The following is an 18,383-nucleotide window of genomic DNA, read 5'->3' as shown; positions in this document are numbered from 1 at the left end:
TTATGTGTCATTTAATAACAAATGATGTATTATAGATTCAGATACTGCTATTAATTTAATAGTTATATAACTTAGTTATGATTAAAATATTACTATTAGGAATAAATACATTAGAGGCATAACTTATGAGAAGATATTTTAGAAATAGAAAACTTCAAAAACATGTTAAACATTATGTTGATCCTAATGCAATTAGGGATGACAAAGATGATGCAACTTCTTATCTGAAAGATATTGCAGGTCTAGCTACAATTCTTGGCGTTGGAGCAACTGGTGGAGCTCTGCTTCCGAATGGGCGAGTATACGCGGCTCAGACTTCCGTTGATCCAAAATCACAAGTTGTTGGATCAGTTTCTGACTTTATCAAGAGTGGTGCGTCAGATACTACTGGTAGCAAGTCTGATAGTAAGACTTTTAGTATTAGCGCTTCTGAAGATAAAACTAAATCAACTTCAGCTTCTAAAAGTACACAACTATCTCAAAGTCTTTCAAAATCTTTGAGTCAGTCAATTAGCCAATCAGAATCTTTAAGTCATTCATTAAGTGAATCTGAAAGTGCGCTTAATTCATTAAGCTTAGCTAAAAGTAAAGAAAAAGAAGCTAAGTCTAATAAGCAAGCAACGAGTACTTCACATAAATCAGACAATAAAGCGAGTCAATCTGAAACTGCAAATGTAAAGAAGAGTGGACAAAATAATAGACGGAGTGCCGAAAACTCTCTTTCAAATAATTCTACTTCTGCTAATCAAGAACAGAGTTCTACATATGCTTCTACTTCTAATGATATTACGACCAATTTACAGGCAAGTCTTAATTTAAGTAATGATCTTTCTTCATTGTCTAACTTACCATTAGCCTTTAATAGTGTTTCTAGTAATAATTCCACTTCGAATAATTCAAATTCTCAATTACCAGTTACTTTAGCTGCTAACTTTATGACTTTGGCAGCTACTGATGCTACCGTTGCTAAGCCAGATTTTACAGGTACTGCGCTCCTAGGATATATAGGTACTGATGGAAAATATGTTTCAGGTAGTGATATTTCATATACGAGCTCAACATCTGCATCAAGTCTTCCTAACTTAGCTTTTCGACTTTCTACGGCAAATAATGACACTACTAATAGTCAACAATTTTTTGTAATGATCCCCAAGGGATTTAAATCAAGTGTCAATGACTTTAGTCAACTTGGAAGTAGTCGTTATACTTATCCATTTAACGCTGGATTTAGTGGCCCTGAGAGCTTTTCTTCTAGTGAATATTCTGTTAAAGATTTAGGTGAAGTAGGACCTAATGGCGAACAGCTTTTTAGTATAACTCTAACTGCTAATCCTAATTGGGGCAATAATTTTGGTGGACAATTTAAACTGACATTAGACCCTACTGTCACGGGGCAATATAGCTATAACGAATATACTGCACCTTTAGTGTCTGAGCTTGCAAGTGATGGACAAGGTTGGAATAACGGGAACTTTACGGGCTTTACAATAGATGGAAAACATGTTGATGTTGTAAATACTGAAGGATATGCTTCCTCAATCCAATATGCTGTAAATCAAGCACTTAAGCCAACATTCACTGGTACTGCTACTTTGGGTAATCTTTCAAATGGAACTTTTGTTTCAGCAAATAGCACTAACTATACAGCTGATACTCCAACGACTGATTTGCCTACTTTAAACGTTCGGTTGTCAACAAACGGTACTACGACGGTCGATAAGCCACAATTTATTGTTGCAATTCCTAAAGGATTCACAGCAACAGGCAATAGTCTAATCTCTTCAGATACTGTAAGTAAATATTTCGGGGATAATTTTAAAGGAACTAACAGTTTCAGTAGCAGTGATTACAGTGTTGAATCTATTGGAACTAATAGTAATGGCGAAGAACTATACCTTGTAAAGCTGAACTTTAATCCATCAGAAAGTAATAACAAAGATCTTGGCTTACAATTTAAGTTAGCTTTAGATTCATCTGCACAAGGAAGCTATACATATAATAGTAGTAGTACGCCGTTAGTATCTGAACTTGCAAGTGATGGTCAAAGTACAGCAGGCACTGCTACGATTACTGCTAATGGCAAGACTTATGATGTTGTAAGAAGTAGCAATGCAACAGATGTAACTTACTATATAAACAACACACAAACACCGACTTTCTCTGGTACTGCGTGGTTTGACGCAAATGGAAAAGTATACAATGGTAATAGTGCTACGCTTCCTACTTATACTTTTCGTTTATCAACTTATGGAAATTCCACTATAAAAAATCCTAAGTTTATTTTGATGATTCCTGCAGGTTTTACAGCTACAAAAGATGATATAACATTTGGAGCTGGAGTAAATCCTACAAATGTTCAAGATTTAGGAAATTATGGGCCAAACGGAGAAAAGCTATTTGAAATTACTTTAAGCAGTAATCCGGTTTGGAGTTCTCCTACTAACACTGTTAAATTAACATTGGATCCTCAAAATGGTGGCTCGTATAAATATTCGTATAATACAGCTCCATTAGTATCTGAACTTGCTGGAGATGCCAACCAAGGCGCAGCTGGAAGTGACTTCACATATACTTTTAAAGTTGGAAATGATAAAACACCTATAAATGTAGTGAAAAGTCAGTATCCAGTAAACGAGCAAAATGACGGAGCGGTTTCTTATACCGTTCAAGCTGGTAGTACTAAACTAGATACTACTTCATATAATATCAGCAATCTTAAGGTTACTCCTTATAAAGGAGAAACAATTAATGATGCAGGTTATGAACAACTTCATTTTACCTTTACTCCAACTACTCAATTAAAGAGTGGAGACTATTTTGATGTACAACTAGGTTTACCTAATGCAGATGGTTCCATTAAAGAATATGATACTAAGCTTGGAAATAATTTAGCCATAACTACTACAGATGGTACTCAAGTCGGAACAGCTTATAATATGGGAACGTATTATAGGATAGTATTTAACGCAAATGCAGCTAAATATACGACTGGTAATAACCATCCTTCTTGGAATTTAAAGCTCAGTTGGGGTAATCCGGGTTCACAAACTCCTTCAATTAGTACTGATCAAAGTAGCAGTAATACTACTAACTTAGGTACTACCTTTGTTTATAAATATACCAATGATCTATCTCTTAATGGTACAAAGTTTGCTTATACTCCAACTAACGATGTCACAATAAATGGACAACGCTATGCTAGTGGTTTGCATATTCAAGGACAATATGTCTATGATGGACAATACCTGAAAGGAAATGATCAAACTTATTCAAGTATGGTTGAACCGTACAATCGTATTTGGTATCCAGATAATAAAGTTGGAATCGCTACTAACTGGTACAACAGGGTAACTGTTAATATTGCTACAAATGGGGCAAAAAATTCTAATCAAAATACTAGTAATAATTTTGACATTACCGTTAGCGTAGGGAAAAATGATGTCTTTAATTATCAATGGGCTACAGATGAAGATCTAGCAACTCAAATAAAAGATCGCCTTGCTAAATATGTAACGAATGATTTAAGTAATACAGTAGATTCAGAATCAAATGTATATTTGAATAATAACGAAAAAAATGGTGATAAAGTTGACTCTGAAGTAACGGTTACACATACTGATACGCCAGTTGATGCGAGTGGTAGAATTCAAAGAGTTTATCATATTAAATTATCTAATCCAAATGCTAGATTGGATGGAAGCATTAGCCCATTAACTGTTTCTTCTAATGAATTTACGATGCCATCTGATATTAAAACTTATCAAGAAGATTACGATCATTTAATAGATGCTGATAATTTTAATGGTGCAGATACATCTAACAAGACTCTTCTAAATGCGTTAGAAAAAACACCTATTGCCTTAATGAAAGTTACTAATAATACAACTGGTAAAGATTCTACTGGAGTTCAGGGGCAAAAATGGGCAGCTCTAATTCGGTATGACACTAGTGGTGATGTTAAAAATGCCGTAGATCCAACTAATACAAGAACTGCAACTCTAGAATTTGTTAATGACAACGATCCTGCTAATCCAATTACGATTGTATCGGCAACTAATACCGCTCAAGGAACAGCCGATAGTAAAATTGACTTTTCAAATGCTACTGATACTTTGGCATATTTGGAAAAGTTAGGTTATAGCCTTGAGAAAGTTGTTAATAACCAAACAGGAAAGGTAATTACCCCCCCAGAAGGAGTAGATCTTAAGAATTTAACTGCTTATCCTTATGGTAATTTAATTGACAGTCCTAATAAGTTCACTGTTTATTTACATTACACAGATATTCAAAGCATTAGCGCAAGTCAGAGTGTATCTAATAGTATTTCAAATAGTTATTCAATTCAAAGATCCGAAAGTAGAAGTGAATCATTAAGTATTAGTGAAGCTACTTCAGGAAGTATAAGTAGAAGCTTAAGTAATTCAATTAGACAAAGTGAAAGTACCAGTAGGTCACTCAGTCAAAGTGAGAGTCTAAGTCATTCAACAAGCCAGAGCGAGAGCTTGAGTAATTCATTTAGCCAAAGCGAAAGCTTAAGTAACTCATTGAGCCAAAGTGAAAGTTTGAGCAATAGCTTGAGTGAAAGCGAAAGTTTGAGTAACTCATTGAGCCAGAGTGAAAGCTTAAGTAACTCCTTAAGCCAAAGCGAGAGCTTGTCTAACTCACTAAGTGAAAGTGAGAGCTTATCTAACTCCTTGAGCCAGAGCGAGAGCTTAAGCAACTCCTTAAGTCAGAGTGAGAGCTTGAGCAACAGCTTAAGTCAGAGTGAGAGCTTGAGTAACTCCTTAAGCCAAAGTGAGAGTTTGAGTAACTCCTTAAGTGAAAGCGAGAGCTTGTCTAACTCCTTGAGCCAGAGTGAAAGTTTAAGCAACTCCCTCAGCCAAAGCGAAAGCTTAAGTAACAGTTTGAGCCAGAGCGAGAGTTTGAGTAATAGCTTGAGTCAGAGCGAGAGCTTGTCTAACTCATTGAGCCAAAGCGAGAGCTTGAGCAACTCCTTAAGTCAGAGTGAAAGCTTGAGTAACTCATTGAGCCAAAGTGAGAGCTTGAGCAACTCCCTCAGCCAAAGTGAAAGCTTGAGTAACTCCCTTAGCCAGAGCGAAAGCTTAAGCAACAGCTTGAGTGAAAGTGAGAGTTTGAGTAACTCATTCAGCCAAAGTGAGAGTTTGAGCAACAGCTTGAGCCAGAGTGAAAGCTTGTCTAACTCATTGAGTCAGAGTGAGAGTTTGAGTAACTCCTTGAGTCAAAGCGAGAGTTTAAGTAACTCATTGAGTCAAAGCGAGAGTTTAAGTAACTCCTTGAGTCAAAGCGAAAGCTTGAGTAACTCCCTTAGCCAGAGCGAAAGTTTAAGTAACAGCTTGAGCCAAAGCGAGAGCTTAAGTAATTCATTGAGTCAGAGTGAAAGCTTGTCTAACTCATTGAGTCAGAGTGAGAGTTTGAGTAACTCCTTGAGTCAAAGCGAGAGTTTAAGTAACTCGTTGAGTCAAAGCGAGAGTTTGAGTAGCTCATTGAGTCAAAGTGAAAGCTTGAGTAACTCCCTTAGCCAGAGCGAAAGCTTGAGTAACAGCTTAAGTCAGAGTGAAAGTTTGAGTAACTCCCTAAGTCAAAGCGAGAGTTTGAGTAGCTCATTGAGTCAAAGTGAAAGCTTGAGTAATTCATTGAGTCAGAGTGAGAGCTTGAGTAACTCCTTGAGTCAGAGTGAAAGCTTAAGTAACAGCTTGAGCCAGAGTGAAAGCTTAAGTAACAGCTTGAGCCAAAGCGAGAGCTTGTCTAACAGCTTGAGTCAAAGCGAGAGCTTGAGTAACTCATTGAGTCAGAGCGAAAGCTTGAGCAACAGCTTGAGCCAGAGCGAGAGCTTGTCTAACAGCTTGAGTCAGAGTGAAAGTTTGAGTAACAGCTTGAGCCAGAGTGAGAGTTTGAGCAACAGCTTGAGCCAGAGCGAGAGTTTGAGCAACAGCTTGAGTCAGAGTGAGAGTTTGAGCAACAGCTTAAGCCAAAGCGAAAGCCTAAGCAATTCCTTGAGCCAAAGCGAGAGCTTGTCTAACAGCTTGAGTCAAAGCGAGAGCTTGAGTAACTCATTGAGTCAGAGCGAAAGCTTGAGCAACTCCTTAAGCCAGAGTGAAAGCTTAAGTAACAGCTTGAGCCAGAGCGAGAGCTTGTCTAACTCATTGAGTGAGAGTGAGAGCTTGTCCAACTCCTTAAGCCAAAGCGAAAGCTTAAGTAACAGCTTGAGTCAAAGCGAGAGCTTGTCTAACTCCTTAAGCCAGAGTGAAAGTTTAAGTAACTCACTGAGTCAAAGTGAGAGCTTGAGCAACTCCTTAAGCCAGAGTGAAAGCTTAAGTAACTCCTTGAGCCAAAGCGAGAGTTTGAGCAACAGCTTGAGCCAAAGTGAAAGCTTAAGTAACTCCTTAAGTCAGAGTGAAAGCTTGAGTAACTCCCTAAGCCAGAGCGAAAGCTTAAGCAATTCACTAAGCCAAAGCGAAAGCTTGTCTAACTCCTTAAGCCAGAGTGAAAGCTTGAGTAATAGCTTGAGCCAGAGCGAAAGCTTAAGTAACTCATTGAGCCAAAGTGAGAGTTTGAGTAACAGCTTGAGTCAAAGTGAAAGCTTGTCTAACTCACTCAGCCAGAGTGAAAGCTTAAGTAACTCCTTGAGTCAGAGTGAAAGCTTGAGTAACTCCCTCAGTCAGAGTGAGAGTTTGAGTAACTCCTTGAGTCAGAGTGAAAGCTTGAGTAATTCATTGAGTCAAAGCGAGAGCTTGTCAAACTCCTTAAGCCAGAGCGAAAGCTTGTCTAACTCATTGAGTGAGAGTTTGAGTAACAGCTTGAGTCAAAGCGAGAGTTTGAGCAACAGCTTGAGCCAAAGCGAGAGTTTGAGCAACAGCTTGAGTCAGAGCGAGAGCTTGAGTAACTCATTGAGTCAGAGTGAAAGTTTGAGCAACAGCTTAAGCCAAAGCGAGAGTTTGAGTAACAGCTTGAGCCAGAGCGAGAGTTTGAGTAACTCCTTAAGTCAGAGTGAAAGCCTAAGTAATTCATTGAGCCAAAGCGAAAGCTTAAGCAACAGGTTGAGCCAGAGCGAGAGCTTGAGTAACTCTTTGAGCCAGAGTGAAAGTTTAAGCAACTCCTTAAGTGAAAGCTTGAGCAACAGCCTCAGCCAGAGCGAAAGCTTGTCTAACTCCTTGAGCCAGAGTGAAAGTTTGAGTAACAGCTTGAGTCAAAGCGAAAGTTTGAGTAACAGCTTAAGTAATTCAGGTTCTAATACTCCAAGACATTCACAAGGTTCAACAAGTCAGAGTGGAAGCCTAAGCAATTCATTAAGTGAAAGTGAAGCTTCAATTAGTAATTCAATTAGTCAATCAACTTCAATTTCTACTCACTCAGAAGTAATTGAGAGTACTTCTGAAACGAACAGTAATACTAATAATTCAGAATCAATTAATAGTACTACGAATCCATCTATTTCACGTCCTGCTGAATCTGTCAGCGAACAAACTAGCGTAAACATTACTCCAGAAAAACAGCCAGCAGAATCAACTGAACAACAAGTTAGTGCTAAGAAACATCGGGTAAGAACGAATACTCGTCGTAAGTTGCCACAAACTGGTGCTTCTACGAATTCGTCATCATTACTTGGTCTACTTGCAACTGCTGTTGGTGGTTTACTTGGTTTAAGACGTAAAAAGAATAGAAAGAGAAGAAGATAACAGAAAAAGGTCATAGCTTGTTTGCTATGGCTTTTTCTTGTTCAAAATAAATACCAAAATAGCTCTCTAAGGCCTTTAAAAGCTTTAGAGAGCTATTTTTATTATTAATAACATATGTGTGAATTATTTTAAAATTTGAAATATATAACTAATAATTAGTATTATAATTATTAATAGATAATAGTTATAAAACAAAGATAGAAAGCGGAGTAGGTTATGAAAGTAATCGCTTTATGCGCAGATTATGGGTATCTGGATAAAGCAGAGACTGCGATTAAGTCAATTTTATATAACAACCAGTATGTAAAGATTTATCTTTTGAATTGTGATATTCCACAGGAATGGTTTGTTAATATTAATCAGTATGTTAACCAGATTGGCTCTGAAGTAATTGATGCAAAGTTTGATCATGGAATTTTAAACGATTCGCAGGGTCCAAGACCGGGTATTAATGAAATGGGATTTGCTAGATTTTTAATTCCGGAATTGGTGCCAGAAGATAGAGTTTTATATCTGGATAGTGATTTAATTGTGGATGATGCAATTGATGACTTATTTACAATTCCTTTTAATGGGAAAGAAATATTGGGAGTAGGCGATATCTTTGATTCAGACGATCAAGGAGATGCAACAACTAACTGCTTAATAAATTCCGGAGTTTTAGTTTTAGATAATGCTGCATTAAAAAAGAACAATGTAAGTCGTGATTTAATTAAAATGAGTCGTAAAAATTACGTCAATGGCGATCAGCAAATAATTAATGAATATTTCAAGGATAAGATTGGCTTGCTTCCTCATAAATACAACCATCAGGTGGGTGCGACATATTTTGCTTACTCTAGAAATGATCAGCGAATGATCAATCTTCTTAATTCAGTTAAAGACCCTAAAATCATCCATTATGTTATGAAAGGAAAGCCATCAGATTTTTGTTATTTGGGAATAATGCGAGAAAAATGGTGGTTTTATCGTAATTTAGAGTTATCAAAGCTTGTCCAAAAATTTACGATCTTTGATTCGATGAAAATAGGAGTACCTAAGTTTGCTACGGAAGCTTTAATTTTTACTTATTCTGCTAATATCCAAAATCTTGAAAGCTTAATTAAGGCATTACCAGAAGTTCACTTCAATATTGCAGCTTATACAGAAGTTGCAACAGGATTATTAAATCTAATGAAATATCCGAATGTCACTGTTTACCCTGCAATAATCTATGCCCGTGTAGAAGAACTGATTAAAAAATGTGAGTTGTACTTAGATATTAATTATTATCAAAAAGATGAAAATGTTTTACGGCAAATCGAAGACAAAGGTATTCCAATTTTATCTTTTGAAGATACTGCAAATAAAGATAGTGAATATTCAAATTATAAGGTATTTGGAAATGACCAAGTAGATCGAATGGTGCAAGAGATTAAAAATTTGGAAGAGTAAGAGTAATGGAAAAAGTAATTGCTTTAAGTGCTAACTATGGTTATATCGATAAAATTGAAACAACAATAAAATCAATTTTATACAATGTAAAAAACGTAGAGATACATCTTTTAAACTATGATATTCCCCAAGAATGGTTCGCAAATATTAACCGTTATGCAAATCAAATTGATTCAAAAATTATTGACGAGAAATTTGATCCAGAAGAATTGCATGATTTGAATTCTGATTTTAAACATATTAATCAAATGACTTATGCTCGTTTGTTAATACCAAAATTAATTAAAGCGAATCGAGTATTATATTTAGATTCAGATCTTGTTGTAGATGGTGAAATTGATGAACTATTTTCTCGCAAGTTTAATGGAAAAAAGATTTTAGCAGTCACACATATTTTTGATGTTAGAAATAAAAATGAAAGTAAAGTAGATCTCCCTGTACCTTCGATAAATGCAGGTGTTTTATTAATTAATAATCAGGAATTACGTAAAGATCATAATTTGAGTGAGAAACTATTAGATTTTGCTCGAAAAAATAATTTTCCGCAAGATGATCAAGATACAATTAATAATTGGTTTAAGGATGAAATCGGAAGTTTATCTTTTAAATATAATTATCAAATTGGTGCAGATAGATTTCTATTTTGGTCAAATAATTCTAATACAGAAACAGCCACTGAAATATTGGATAAGGTAAAGAATCCAAAAATAATTCATTATGTTTCAGATGATAAACCGTTCAACATTTTTTCTGAAGGAAGAATGAGGGAGACTTGGTGGTTTTATCGAAATCTAGAGTTAAGCCAAGTAGTAGAAAAGTATAAGCCATTAAATTTGGATAAACTAAAAGAAAGACATTTTGCTGGAGAAATATTTACTTTTACTAACTCAGCTATTATTGATCATTTAGAAGAATTAGTGCAAAAGCTACCAGAATTTCATTTTAATGTTACAGCTTGGAGTAATATGGCTTGGAATTTAAAGCATTTGGCTAAATATCCTAATATTACTTTGTATCCTTTTGTAATTGGAAAACGTCTGGATTATTTATTTAAGAATACAAATATTTATCTAGATATAAATGAAGGAAATAAAGAAAAAGATATTGTTGAACAAATAAAAGAAAAAGACATTCCAATCTTATCATTTGAATCAACAGCAGATAAAAATAATAAATATTCAAGGTATGAGGTATTTGGTGATGATCAAGTAAATCAAATGGTGCAAAGAATTAGACAATTAGCCAAGTAGTTATGAGATACCTAGTCTTATAGAAAGAAGAGAATGAATGGATACTATTGCATTAGATGCTGATGTTAACGATTTAAATAAAATTGAGACAACGCTTAAATCAATTTTTCTTCATAATCAACATGTAGAAATTCATATTATTAACTTTAATATTCCACATGAATGGTTTATTAACGTTAATCAATACGTAAACCAATTTGGAAGTAAGATAATTGATGAAAAAATTGATCCGAATTTTTTAGGTAATGTCCATACTAGCTCTGATCAAATTAAGAAAATTTCTTTTGGTCGTTTTTTAATTCCTGATTTAATTTCAGCTGATAAGGTTCTCTATCTTGATTCAGACTTAATTGTAACTGATAATCTTCAAAGCATTTTCCAAATGAATTTTGATGATAAGATGCTGTTTGCTGTACATGATTATCAAAATCCAGACCAATTTAACTCGAGTGTAATGCTAATCAATAATAAACGCTGGCGTGAAGAAAAAATGAGCTCTAAGCTCATTGAAATGAGTAAAAAGCAAGGATTAGCAAATGATCAAGCAATTATTAATGAAGTATTTAAAGATAAAATTGGAAAATTAAACTTATCATACAATTATCAGATTGGTCTTGAAAAGAATGCTTATTGGAATAATAAACAAGTAGTTTTTGATAATTACAATAGGGTGCCTATTCCTCGAATTATTAACTATTCTGGTGATGATAACCCGTTTAATTTGGTTTCCACAGGAGATTTAAGAAATAATTGGTGGCAATATCATAATTTGGAATGGTCAGATATTGTTAAGCGCTATGGTAAATTCGATAAGAGCAAGGTTAGAAGACCAGAATTTGACGCTGAAGCATTTATTTTTGCTCGTGTTGCTGAAACTAAAGATTTAGAATTATTAATTCAAAATTTATCTAATGTACGTTTTAATATTGCTTCATATACTAATATGTCGTGGCTCCTAGAAAAGTTGGTAAAGTATGACAATGTCCAATTATATCCATTTGTCATGAATCCAACTTTAGATAATTTAATTAGCAATGCTGACTTTTCTTTAGATATTAACTATCTTAAGGAAGATGATGTTACCGAAAAAATTATTAACCAGCAAAAGCCAATTCTTTCTTTTGAAGAAACGAAAAATAATAATATTTCTTATGATAAATATTATGTTTTCGCAAATGACGCTCAAGATGAAATGGTAGAGGCAATTAAAAAAATAATTGATAAGAAAAAGGAAACTTCTGCTTTTGACATTAAAGTAAAAGATATTGATGAATCATTAGACTTAATTTTGAATAAACATAAGTCAGTCATTCGTTTTGGAGATGGCGAGTTTAATATTATTCGCGGTGAATCCATTTTTTATCAAGACTACAATAAAGAATTAGCTCTACGCTTAGAAAGTATTATTTTAAGCGGCAATTACGACAATACGCTGATTTGTTTGCCAGATGTATTTGAAGATTTGGCACGCTACAATGACTATGCTCAAAGAACTTATAAGAAGCGCTTTTTCCCGCAGAATGCTGCTTTCTTGAAGCGAATAGAACAAACTAGAAATTGGTATGGATCTACTTTTGTGTCAAGGCCATATATTGACTTAGTCGATAAAAGCGAAAGTCCTGGTTATTTTGAAAAGTTAAGACAGATTTGGAATCAACGTGATGTTTTAATTGTGGAAGGTAAGTATTCAGGTTCAGGCGTAAGAAATGATTTATTTGATAATGCTAAATCAATTAAGAGAATTTTGTGTCCAGCTAAGAATTCATATGAAAAGATTGATCAAATTGAACAGACAATTAGAAATAATGCCCAAAATCGGTTGATCTTATTAATGCTTGGCCCTACAGCTAAGGTTATTGTAGATGATTTGCAAGATCTTAATAATCAAAAGATTGACATTGGTCATATTGATTCAGAATATGAATGGTTCAAAATGGGAGTTACTGATAAAGTAAAATTAAAGAATAAGCACACGGCCGAATTTAATCGTGATGCAAATATCGCGCCAATTCATGATAAGACTTATAGTAGTCAGGTAATAGAGAGAATTGAGTAAGTTTAAAATGGATACTAATGAAAAAGTTTCTGTAATTATACCAGTATATAATGATGAAAAATATTTAAAGCAGTGTGTAGAAAGTGTTCTGACTCAAACTTATACTAACTTAGAGATTATCTTAGTAGATGATGGGTCAACTGATCATACACCAGAAATATGTGAAGAATATCGTGAAAAATATAATCAAATTAGAGTTCTTCATAAGAAAAATGGTGGGGTTGGTTCAAGCAGAAATGCAGGCCTTGCCCTAGCAACTGGCGAATACGTTTTATTTGTTGATCATGACGATTGGCTTGATCAACATCATATTGAAGACTTGTATAACTTAGCCGTAAAAAATAAGGCTGATATAGCAGCAGGGAATTTCAACATTTTTTATGATGATAAGTCGACTTTTGCTTATTGGCTAAATAAAGATAGCTATTTTGAAAAAGATTATTCAATCAAAGAATGGTTTAGTTTGCAGTATCGCACTGATTACTACAATATGTCTTTAGTTTTTACCGTTCCATGGGATAAATTGTATAAACGCTCTTTATTTAAAAATATAGTTTATCCTGAAAATGTTCCAGTAGAAGATGATTTGACTACATGGAAGATATATTTACTTGCAAATAAAATTGCGTATGAAAATAAAGCGATTTATACGCATCGTATTTTAAAATCAAGCGTATCAGCCAGTGTAAGTGAAACTGATGTCTTTCCTTTACGATCAATTGAGGAAAGAATTACAATTCTACGTTTAATTGGTTTTGATACGAGTAATGAAGAATCTGCTTATCGGTATCGGTTAGAAAAATGGAAAAATCATGCGTTAGATAAGGGAGAATATTTGAAATACAGAGATACACTACAAAAACTGGCTATTCTTGAAAAGTGGAAAAACTAATAAAAAGGGTTGCTGAGCATTTGAAAGCTTAGCAACCCTTTTGTATATAGATTATGGATTAATTTAAATTCGGCATACAATGAACAAAATTTATTCGTATCTGGCTTTAACTACGGCATCTGCTAATGCTTTTTTGGTGAAATAACCCTCACGAATTAACTTAGCAAAACTTTCTACATTATCAGTCATTTCTTTATATTCATCATCATTTACTTGAAGGACCTTGGCTTGTGCCTCAGCTAAACTATCAGCAATAATTCCTAGTTTCTTACGTTTAATAGTTTCTGCTTCAGGTGTTTTACTATTTACAATAATTGGAATTCCTGCAGCAAGATAGGTACTTAGTTTATAAGAAGTGTTCATTGTCATATATTCTGACCAATATGGTTCTTCTGACCAAACTAGTCCGAAGCCACCAGATCTGCGTAGTTCTTCAAGTAAGATCGGATCATTTTTCCAACCCATAAATTCTAAGTTTTGATCTTCAAATTTTTTGCATGGATCTGAGAAGACTTGTAACTTAACGCGTGGATTTCCCCAATTGTTAACAAAGTCAAACTTGTCTGCATTACCAGCAAAATTAATTACCTTGTTATTTTGCGGGGTAACAAAATAATTAATTTGACAAGGATAGTGATCCCAAAAATGCTGTATAACATAAGGTTTTTCTTTTAGACCATTTTCTCTTAAAAAGTCGTACATTTTTTTAGAAGGTACGATTAAGACATCTGCCTTGTTGTAGTAGTCAATATGTTGAGGAAGCAAGTATCGATTGCTTTCAAACATTAAGGGAATAACGTCGTGGATAAAAATGATTTTTTTGACATTTGGATAGATATTAACATGATCAATCAAAGCTTGATCCCATTCAATTGCTATCCAATTAGGGGATTGGAAGATAACAGTATCGCCGACTGATAAGGAGGCAATAATGCCGTCAAAACGAGTACTCTTAGCTTGGTCTGGTTCTTCTTTCCAATGGTAGGCGTAAATACCGAGTTCGTTCATTCCCATTTGGACTCCGATTTTAGCGACCATTTGTTGTGCTAATTGCGCAACACTATTCATTGCCATGCCATATAAATTCGTGATATGAACTGTCATAAATAACTCCTTATATAAACTTATAAATTAAGTATAGGGCAGGCAAAATTGATTTACAAATTTAACTATCACAAAAAAACTCCGCTAGATCTTATTCTAACGGAGTTCATTTTTATTTACTTTTGACTTCTTGATATCCATCTAAGACATTAGCGTAGCGTGCTAGCGTGAAGAGATAATCAGATAGGCGATTAATATATTCCAGATTAAAAGGTGAAATTGGCTGCTTTTTATCATTTAGTTCAACTAATGACCGTTCAGCGCGCCGTGCCAATGTACGGCTATACTGCAAATTGGCAGCGGTGGGTGAACCACCAGGAAGGATAAAAGCTGGAATCCTAGGATATTGCTGTGTAATCTTATCAATTCTACTTTCCAATTCTTTTACCTTATCTGGAGTAATTTCTTGGTGTCGTCTAACAACGATATCAGCTTGGAACTGATAAAGTTCTTTTTGTCTCTTTTGTAGTTCATCTTTTAGAACTTGGCAATTATCTGATAAGTTGGCGATTGTTACGCCTAAGTAAGATTGGAGTTCGTCAAGATTGCCGAGAGTTTCAATTTGTAAGTCATATTTTGGGACCAACTTACCGCTAACTTGCTTGGTTTTTCCCTGGTCGCCGACTTTAGTATAAATTTTAAGTGTCATATTAATCCTCAAAGAAATGCTTAAGTGCTAAAGAGATAGGTTTATATAAAAGTAAGTAAAAAACAACATTGCCGATTGCATGATAGGTATCAAATAAAATGCTACCTGCCCAGTATGCAATAAAGGCTGGTAAACCACCGAAAATCGTCATTCCTAAATCTACTAAAATACCATATTCAATTCCTAAAAATGCGACCAGAGCTAATTGCAGCCAGAACCATTTCGTTAGGGGAGTTAGCTTTTTAAATAGTAGAATTGTTAAAACACAACCACCGTAAGCTAGAATTTGCGGAATTGTCCAAATACCAAAACCAAGAAAAATATTAGAAATAATCATGGTTAAGATAGCTAGGGCAAATCCCATCCCTCCACTTACAAAGAGAGTAGTAAGCATAATAATTGTTGTAACTGGTTGAACATTAGGAACCGGAATAATTTTGAAAATTCTCAAAACAACGCATAAGGCGGTCAGAACACCTAAGAGTGCGAGCCTCTTAGTTCCAGCTAGTTCTTCGGTAGCCATTAATATTTACTCCGGGTAAAGACTACCTTATCCTTGTTCTTAAGCTTTTGTTGGTAGGCACTTTTGTTTACCATTTTGCCATTTACTGTATAAGTCCAGTAAATCTTTTTTTGAGGATTTTGACTTTTACCATCAATAGCAGTAATAAATTCTTTTTGGCTCTTTACTTTCCAGTTTTTCTTAAGACCAGTAGCTACAGTAGAGTTCTTTTTAAGGTGAACTTTTTTATTAGCAAAAGTCTTTTTATTATCTTTTAGTGTGTAAGTAACTGTAATTTGGTCAGTTTTGGGTTTAGCTTTTTCTTGATTATTTTGACAACCAGTTAGACTGAAGGTAAAAAATAAAATAATTGCAGCAAAAATACTTAACTTTTTAGTGTTTTTCATTTCTAGAAACTCCTCTTATTATTTGATTGGACAAGCACCATTATCACAATCGCTTTGATCTACTAATTCAAGACCCTTTTGATCATCATTAGTTTGTTCAAAGACTATTTCGACATTACCAGTAATGTGGTTATCTGCTTTTTCGTATTTCTCTTTACTAATCGGTTCTTTTGGAGCTTGTTTTAAGGAGCCACCATAGTAAGGCAGAAGTGAAGTAGATTTAATCGCATGACGATATTGATGCAATAATGGAGCTATTTGATCGCTTTCATCATTTTGAAATGTAATAGTACAACTTACCGCATTATCTGACCAGTAAGTTTGTAAGAAAGCTTGAGTAGCAAATTGTTCAGCAATTGAAACAGTTCCAGCAGAAGCAAAGTTATCACTGTCAGCATTAGCTGCCTTAATTGGAAATTCAACGCAAATTGTATGTGGTGTGTAAATATCAGGTTCAGTTCTATAGCCACAGGCTTTTAATGCTGGAAGAAGAGGATCGGTTTCTTGGAAGCGAATACGTTGAATTAAGTAGCCAGAATAGTGGAAGTGCATCCCTTCAGAAACGCCAGCAAGTTTAGCAACAGTACCAGATGGCTTAACTGTAGTGTGCTTAATTGAGGTGTTACAGTTTAGTTCTTGGCTATAGTCTTTGTCAGCATCAACAACAGCTTGGTAGAGACCATCGACTGTTTTAATAATTTCAGGGTCGTAAACTGGATCTTTAATTTCTTTACCAGTTTCTGAATCAGTAGCAGTCTTAAAGCCAGTCACTACGCGGTGACCAAAAGTAGATAAAATCCAGTCTTGAATTCCAGACATTGAAACACCAATTCGGCGATTCTTGTTGATGATCTTACGAGATACTTCCCAATCATATGGGCTAAAGGTAACACGCTTGGTGTAGCGAGCAGCTAGTTTAAAGGCCTCTTTCAGATCCCAGCCTTGTTTTTGAGCAATGAAAGGAAAGACTTCAAACAAGTTACATGGTTCACCATTAGCTAAGGAGATTTCTCCGCAAGGGTTAGTTCCTTCAACTTCACCATCAATTCCAGCTTGGTAACCATCTTTGATGCGGCCGTAGTTACGAGATAATTCTAAATTAACAACACCAGGTTCACCGTTGTGTAGAATACTGTCAGCAATTGGTTGATAGTTATCAAACTCAGAATTAATTGCGACACTATTATTTGATGCCCAGCGGTGGTGGTAAAGTTTCTTTTTATCTTGCTTCATAGTAATGAAGTCTTGGTTATCGCTTGAACCAAGTGCTAGTTCTGCGCTTCTTCTAACGTTACCAGCAACGACGGTTTTACCAATTAAGTTGCAAGTATCTGTTGCATCAACTGCAGTCAAGTTTTGACCAGCACGATCATTAAGAATTTGATTAATGTCAAAGAGCATTTCGATTAGTGGCATTGGACCAGAAGCTGTACCACCGAATCCATGAATTTTAGCTCCGTAAGGGCGGATATCGCTGATATCAAGTACTAGTTTTTTCTTGTTCTCAGGATTAGTTGAATTGAAATGCATGTCGATTAAACGAGCATTCGCTAAGACCCAACCTTCACGAGTATCAGGGAGCTTGTAGTAAATGTAATCTTCTTTTTCTTGATTAGCTTCTTTCCATTCATCAAGATCAGTAGCGCCTAACTTAAGGGATGCGTCATAGGACTTACTCTTTTTGTCAATAACAATAGCCAAATCTACTTTTTGATCGAGTTTTGGAATTTGGTTAATGTTTTCGTCAACTACAGAAAAGCCTACGCCGCCGCCTTTCATTAGTTGGTCAAATAAAAATGAAAAAGGCATTGATGGTGCAATTTGGTCTTGTGTAAGATAAGCAGGAACAATGTGGCTATTACCATATTTTTGTGGACGAATGGCAATAAACCAACAGTTGTTTAGTGAATCGCCATTTCTCTTTTGATAATCAGTTCCTGAGATCCATAAGTTTCGACCAGATGGAGTAGCAGCTAGACCATAGACTAGGCGAAATAACTGTTTAGCTTCAGCTGTTAATTCATGAATGGTCTTTTCGCTAGGATCATTTTTTAAACGTGGGTCAAGATTAATATTACCTTCGATCACGCGTTTAACAGTTTCGTCCCAATTTTCAGAGCGATTTTTATCATCAAGCCAGCGAGCATAAGTACGTTTATAAGTAACCCAACCAAGTTCACCCCAGTGAGGAGTAACTTCTTTTTTAGTTTGTGCAATGAAATCTGGATCAAGTGTGATTCTCAAATCAGACATTTTTTTATCTCTCCCTAAGTACAATATCTTGTCGACACTTAAGAGGATAACACAATATCTAGTGTAATCAAGTGGCGTAAACTACTAAAAATTGTGATTTGTATCTAACAAAAAGTTGAGAGAATAAGAAGGAGAATAG

At 35.0% G+C, this 18,383-nt stretch carries 10 protein-coding genes; 5 read left to right on the top strand and 5 right to left on the bottom strand.

Annotation, left to right across the window (positions count from 1 at the left end; all coding sequences use genetic code 11):
• The first annotated feature begins 125 nt into the window (after positions 1-125).
• The 5 genes from F3I00_RS07990 (at position 126) to F3I00_RS07970 (ending at position 13,329) form a co-directional block, all read left to right on the top strand.
• A complete protein-coding gene (locus tag F3I00_RS07990) occupies positions 126-7,697 on the top strand; it encodes an LPXTG cell wall anchor domain-containing protein (protein WP_305064358.1) in 7,572 nt (2,523 codons plus the stop codon).
• 216 nt (positions 7,698-7,913) lie between these two features.
• Positions 7,914-9,131, top strand: coding sequence for a glycosyltransferase family 8 protein (locus F3I00_RS07985; protein WP_020807747.1), 1,218 nt, complete (start codon positions 7,914-7,916; stop codon positions 9,129-9,131).
• A gap of 5 nt (positions 9,132-9,136) precedes the next feature.
• A complete protein-coding gene (locus F3I00_RS07980) occupies positions 9,137-10,381 on the top strand; it encodes a glycosyltransferase (RefSeq protein ID WP_020807748.1) in 1,245 nt (414 codons plus the stop codon).
• Positions 10,382-10,418: 37 nt separating this feature from the next.
• On the top strand, positions 10,419-12,437 hold the full coding sequence (locus tag F3I00_RS07975) for an SP_1767 family glycosyltransferase (protein WP_159311071.1): 2,019 nt from the start codon (positions 10,419-10,421) through the stop codon (positions 12,435-12,437).
• A gap of 7 nt (positions 12,438-12,444) precedes the next feature.
• Positions 12,445-13,329 carry a glycosyltransferase family 2 protein gene (locus F3I00_RS07970; RefSeq protein ID WP_003648293.1) on the top strand — a complete coding sequence of 295 codons (885 nt, stop codon included), beginning with the start codon at positions 12,445-12,447 and terminating at the stop codon, positions 13,327-13,329.
• A gap of 90 nt (positions 13,330-13,419) precedes the next feature.
• Here the strand turns inward: F3I00_RS07970 and F3I00_RS07965 are convergent, their stop codons facing one another.
• The 5 genes from F3I00_RS07965 to nrdJ all read right to left on the bottom strand — a co-directional run bounded on the left by F3I00_RS07965 (position 13,420) and on the right by nrdJ (position 18,244).
• Positions 13,420-14,433, bottom strand: coding sequence for a sugar transferase (locus tag F3I00_RS07965; protein WP_020807751.1), 1,014 nt, complete (start codon positions 14,431-14,433; stop codon positions 13,420-13,422).
• A gap of 112 nt (positions 14,434-14,545) precedes the next feature.
• Entirely contained in the window at positions 14,546-15,082 is a 537-nt protein-coding gene (locus F3I00_RS07960; protein ID WP_020807752.1) for a cob(I)yrinic acid a,c-diamide adenosyltransferase, read from the bottom strand.
• Position 15,083: 1 nt separating this feature from the next.
• Positions 15,084-15,605 (bottom strand): ECF transporter S component, encoded by a 522-nt coding sequence (locus tag F3I00_RS07955; protein ID WP_003648296.1) that lies wholly within the window; start codon positions 15,603-15,605, stop codon positions 15,084-15,086.
• Positions 15,605-15,991 (bottom strand): DUF4430 domain-containing protein, encoded by a 387-nt coding sequence (locus F3I00_RS07950; RefSeq protein ID WP_003648297.1) that lies wholly within the window; start codon positions 15,989-15,991, stop codon positions 15,605-15,607. The genes F3I00_RS07955 and F3I00_RS07950 overlap by 1 nt, the downstream gene beginning before the upstream one ends.
• Positions 15,992-16,009: 18 nt before the next feature.
• The gene (gene nrdJ, locus F3I00_RS07945; RefSeq protein ID WP_159311070.1) at positions 16,010-18,244 is read right to left on the bottom strand and encodes a ribonucleoside-triphosphate reductase, adenosylcobalamin-dependent; all 2,235 of its coding nucleotides are present in this window, start codon (positions 18,242-18,244) and stop codon (positions 16,010-16,012) included.
• Positions 18,245-18,383: the final 139 nt, after the last annotated feature.

The organism is Lactobacillus sp. JM1, assembly GCF_009834385.1.
GTDB lineage: Bacteria > Bacillota > Bacilli > Lactobacillales > Lactobacillaceae > Lactobacillus > Lactobacillus paragasseri.
This window is presented reverse-complemented; position numbering and strand designations above follow the sequence as displayed.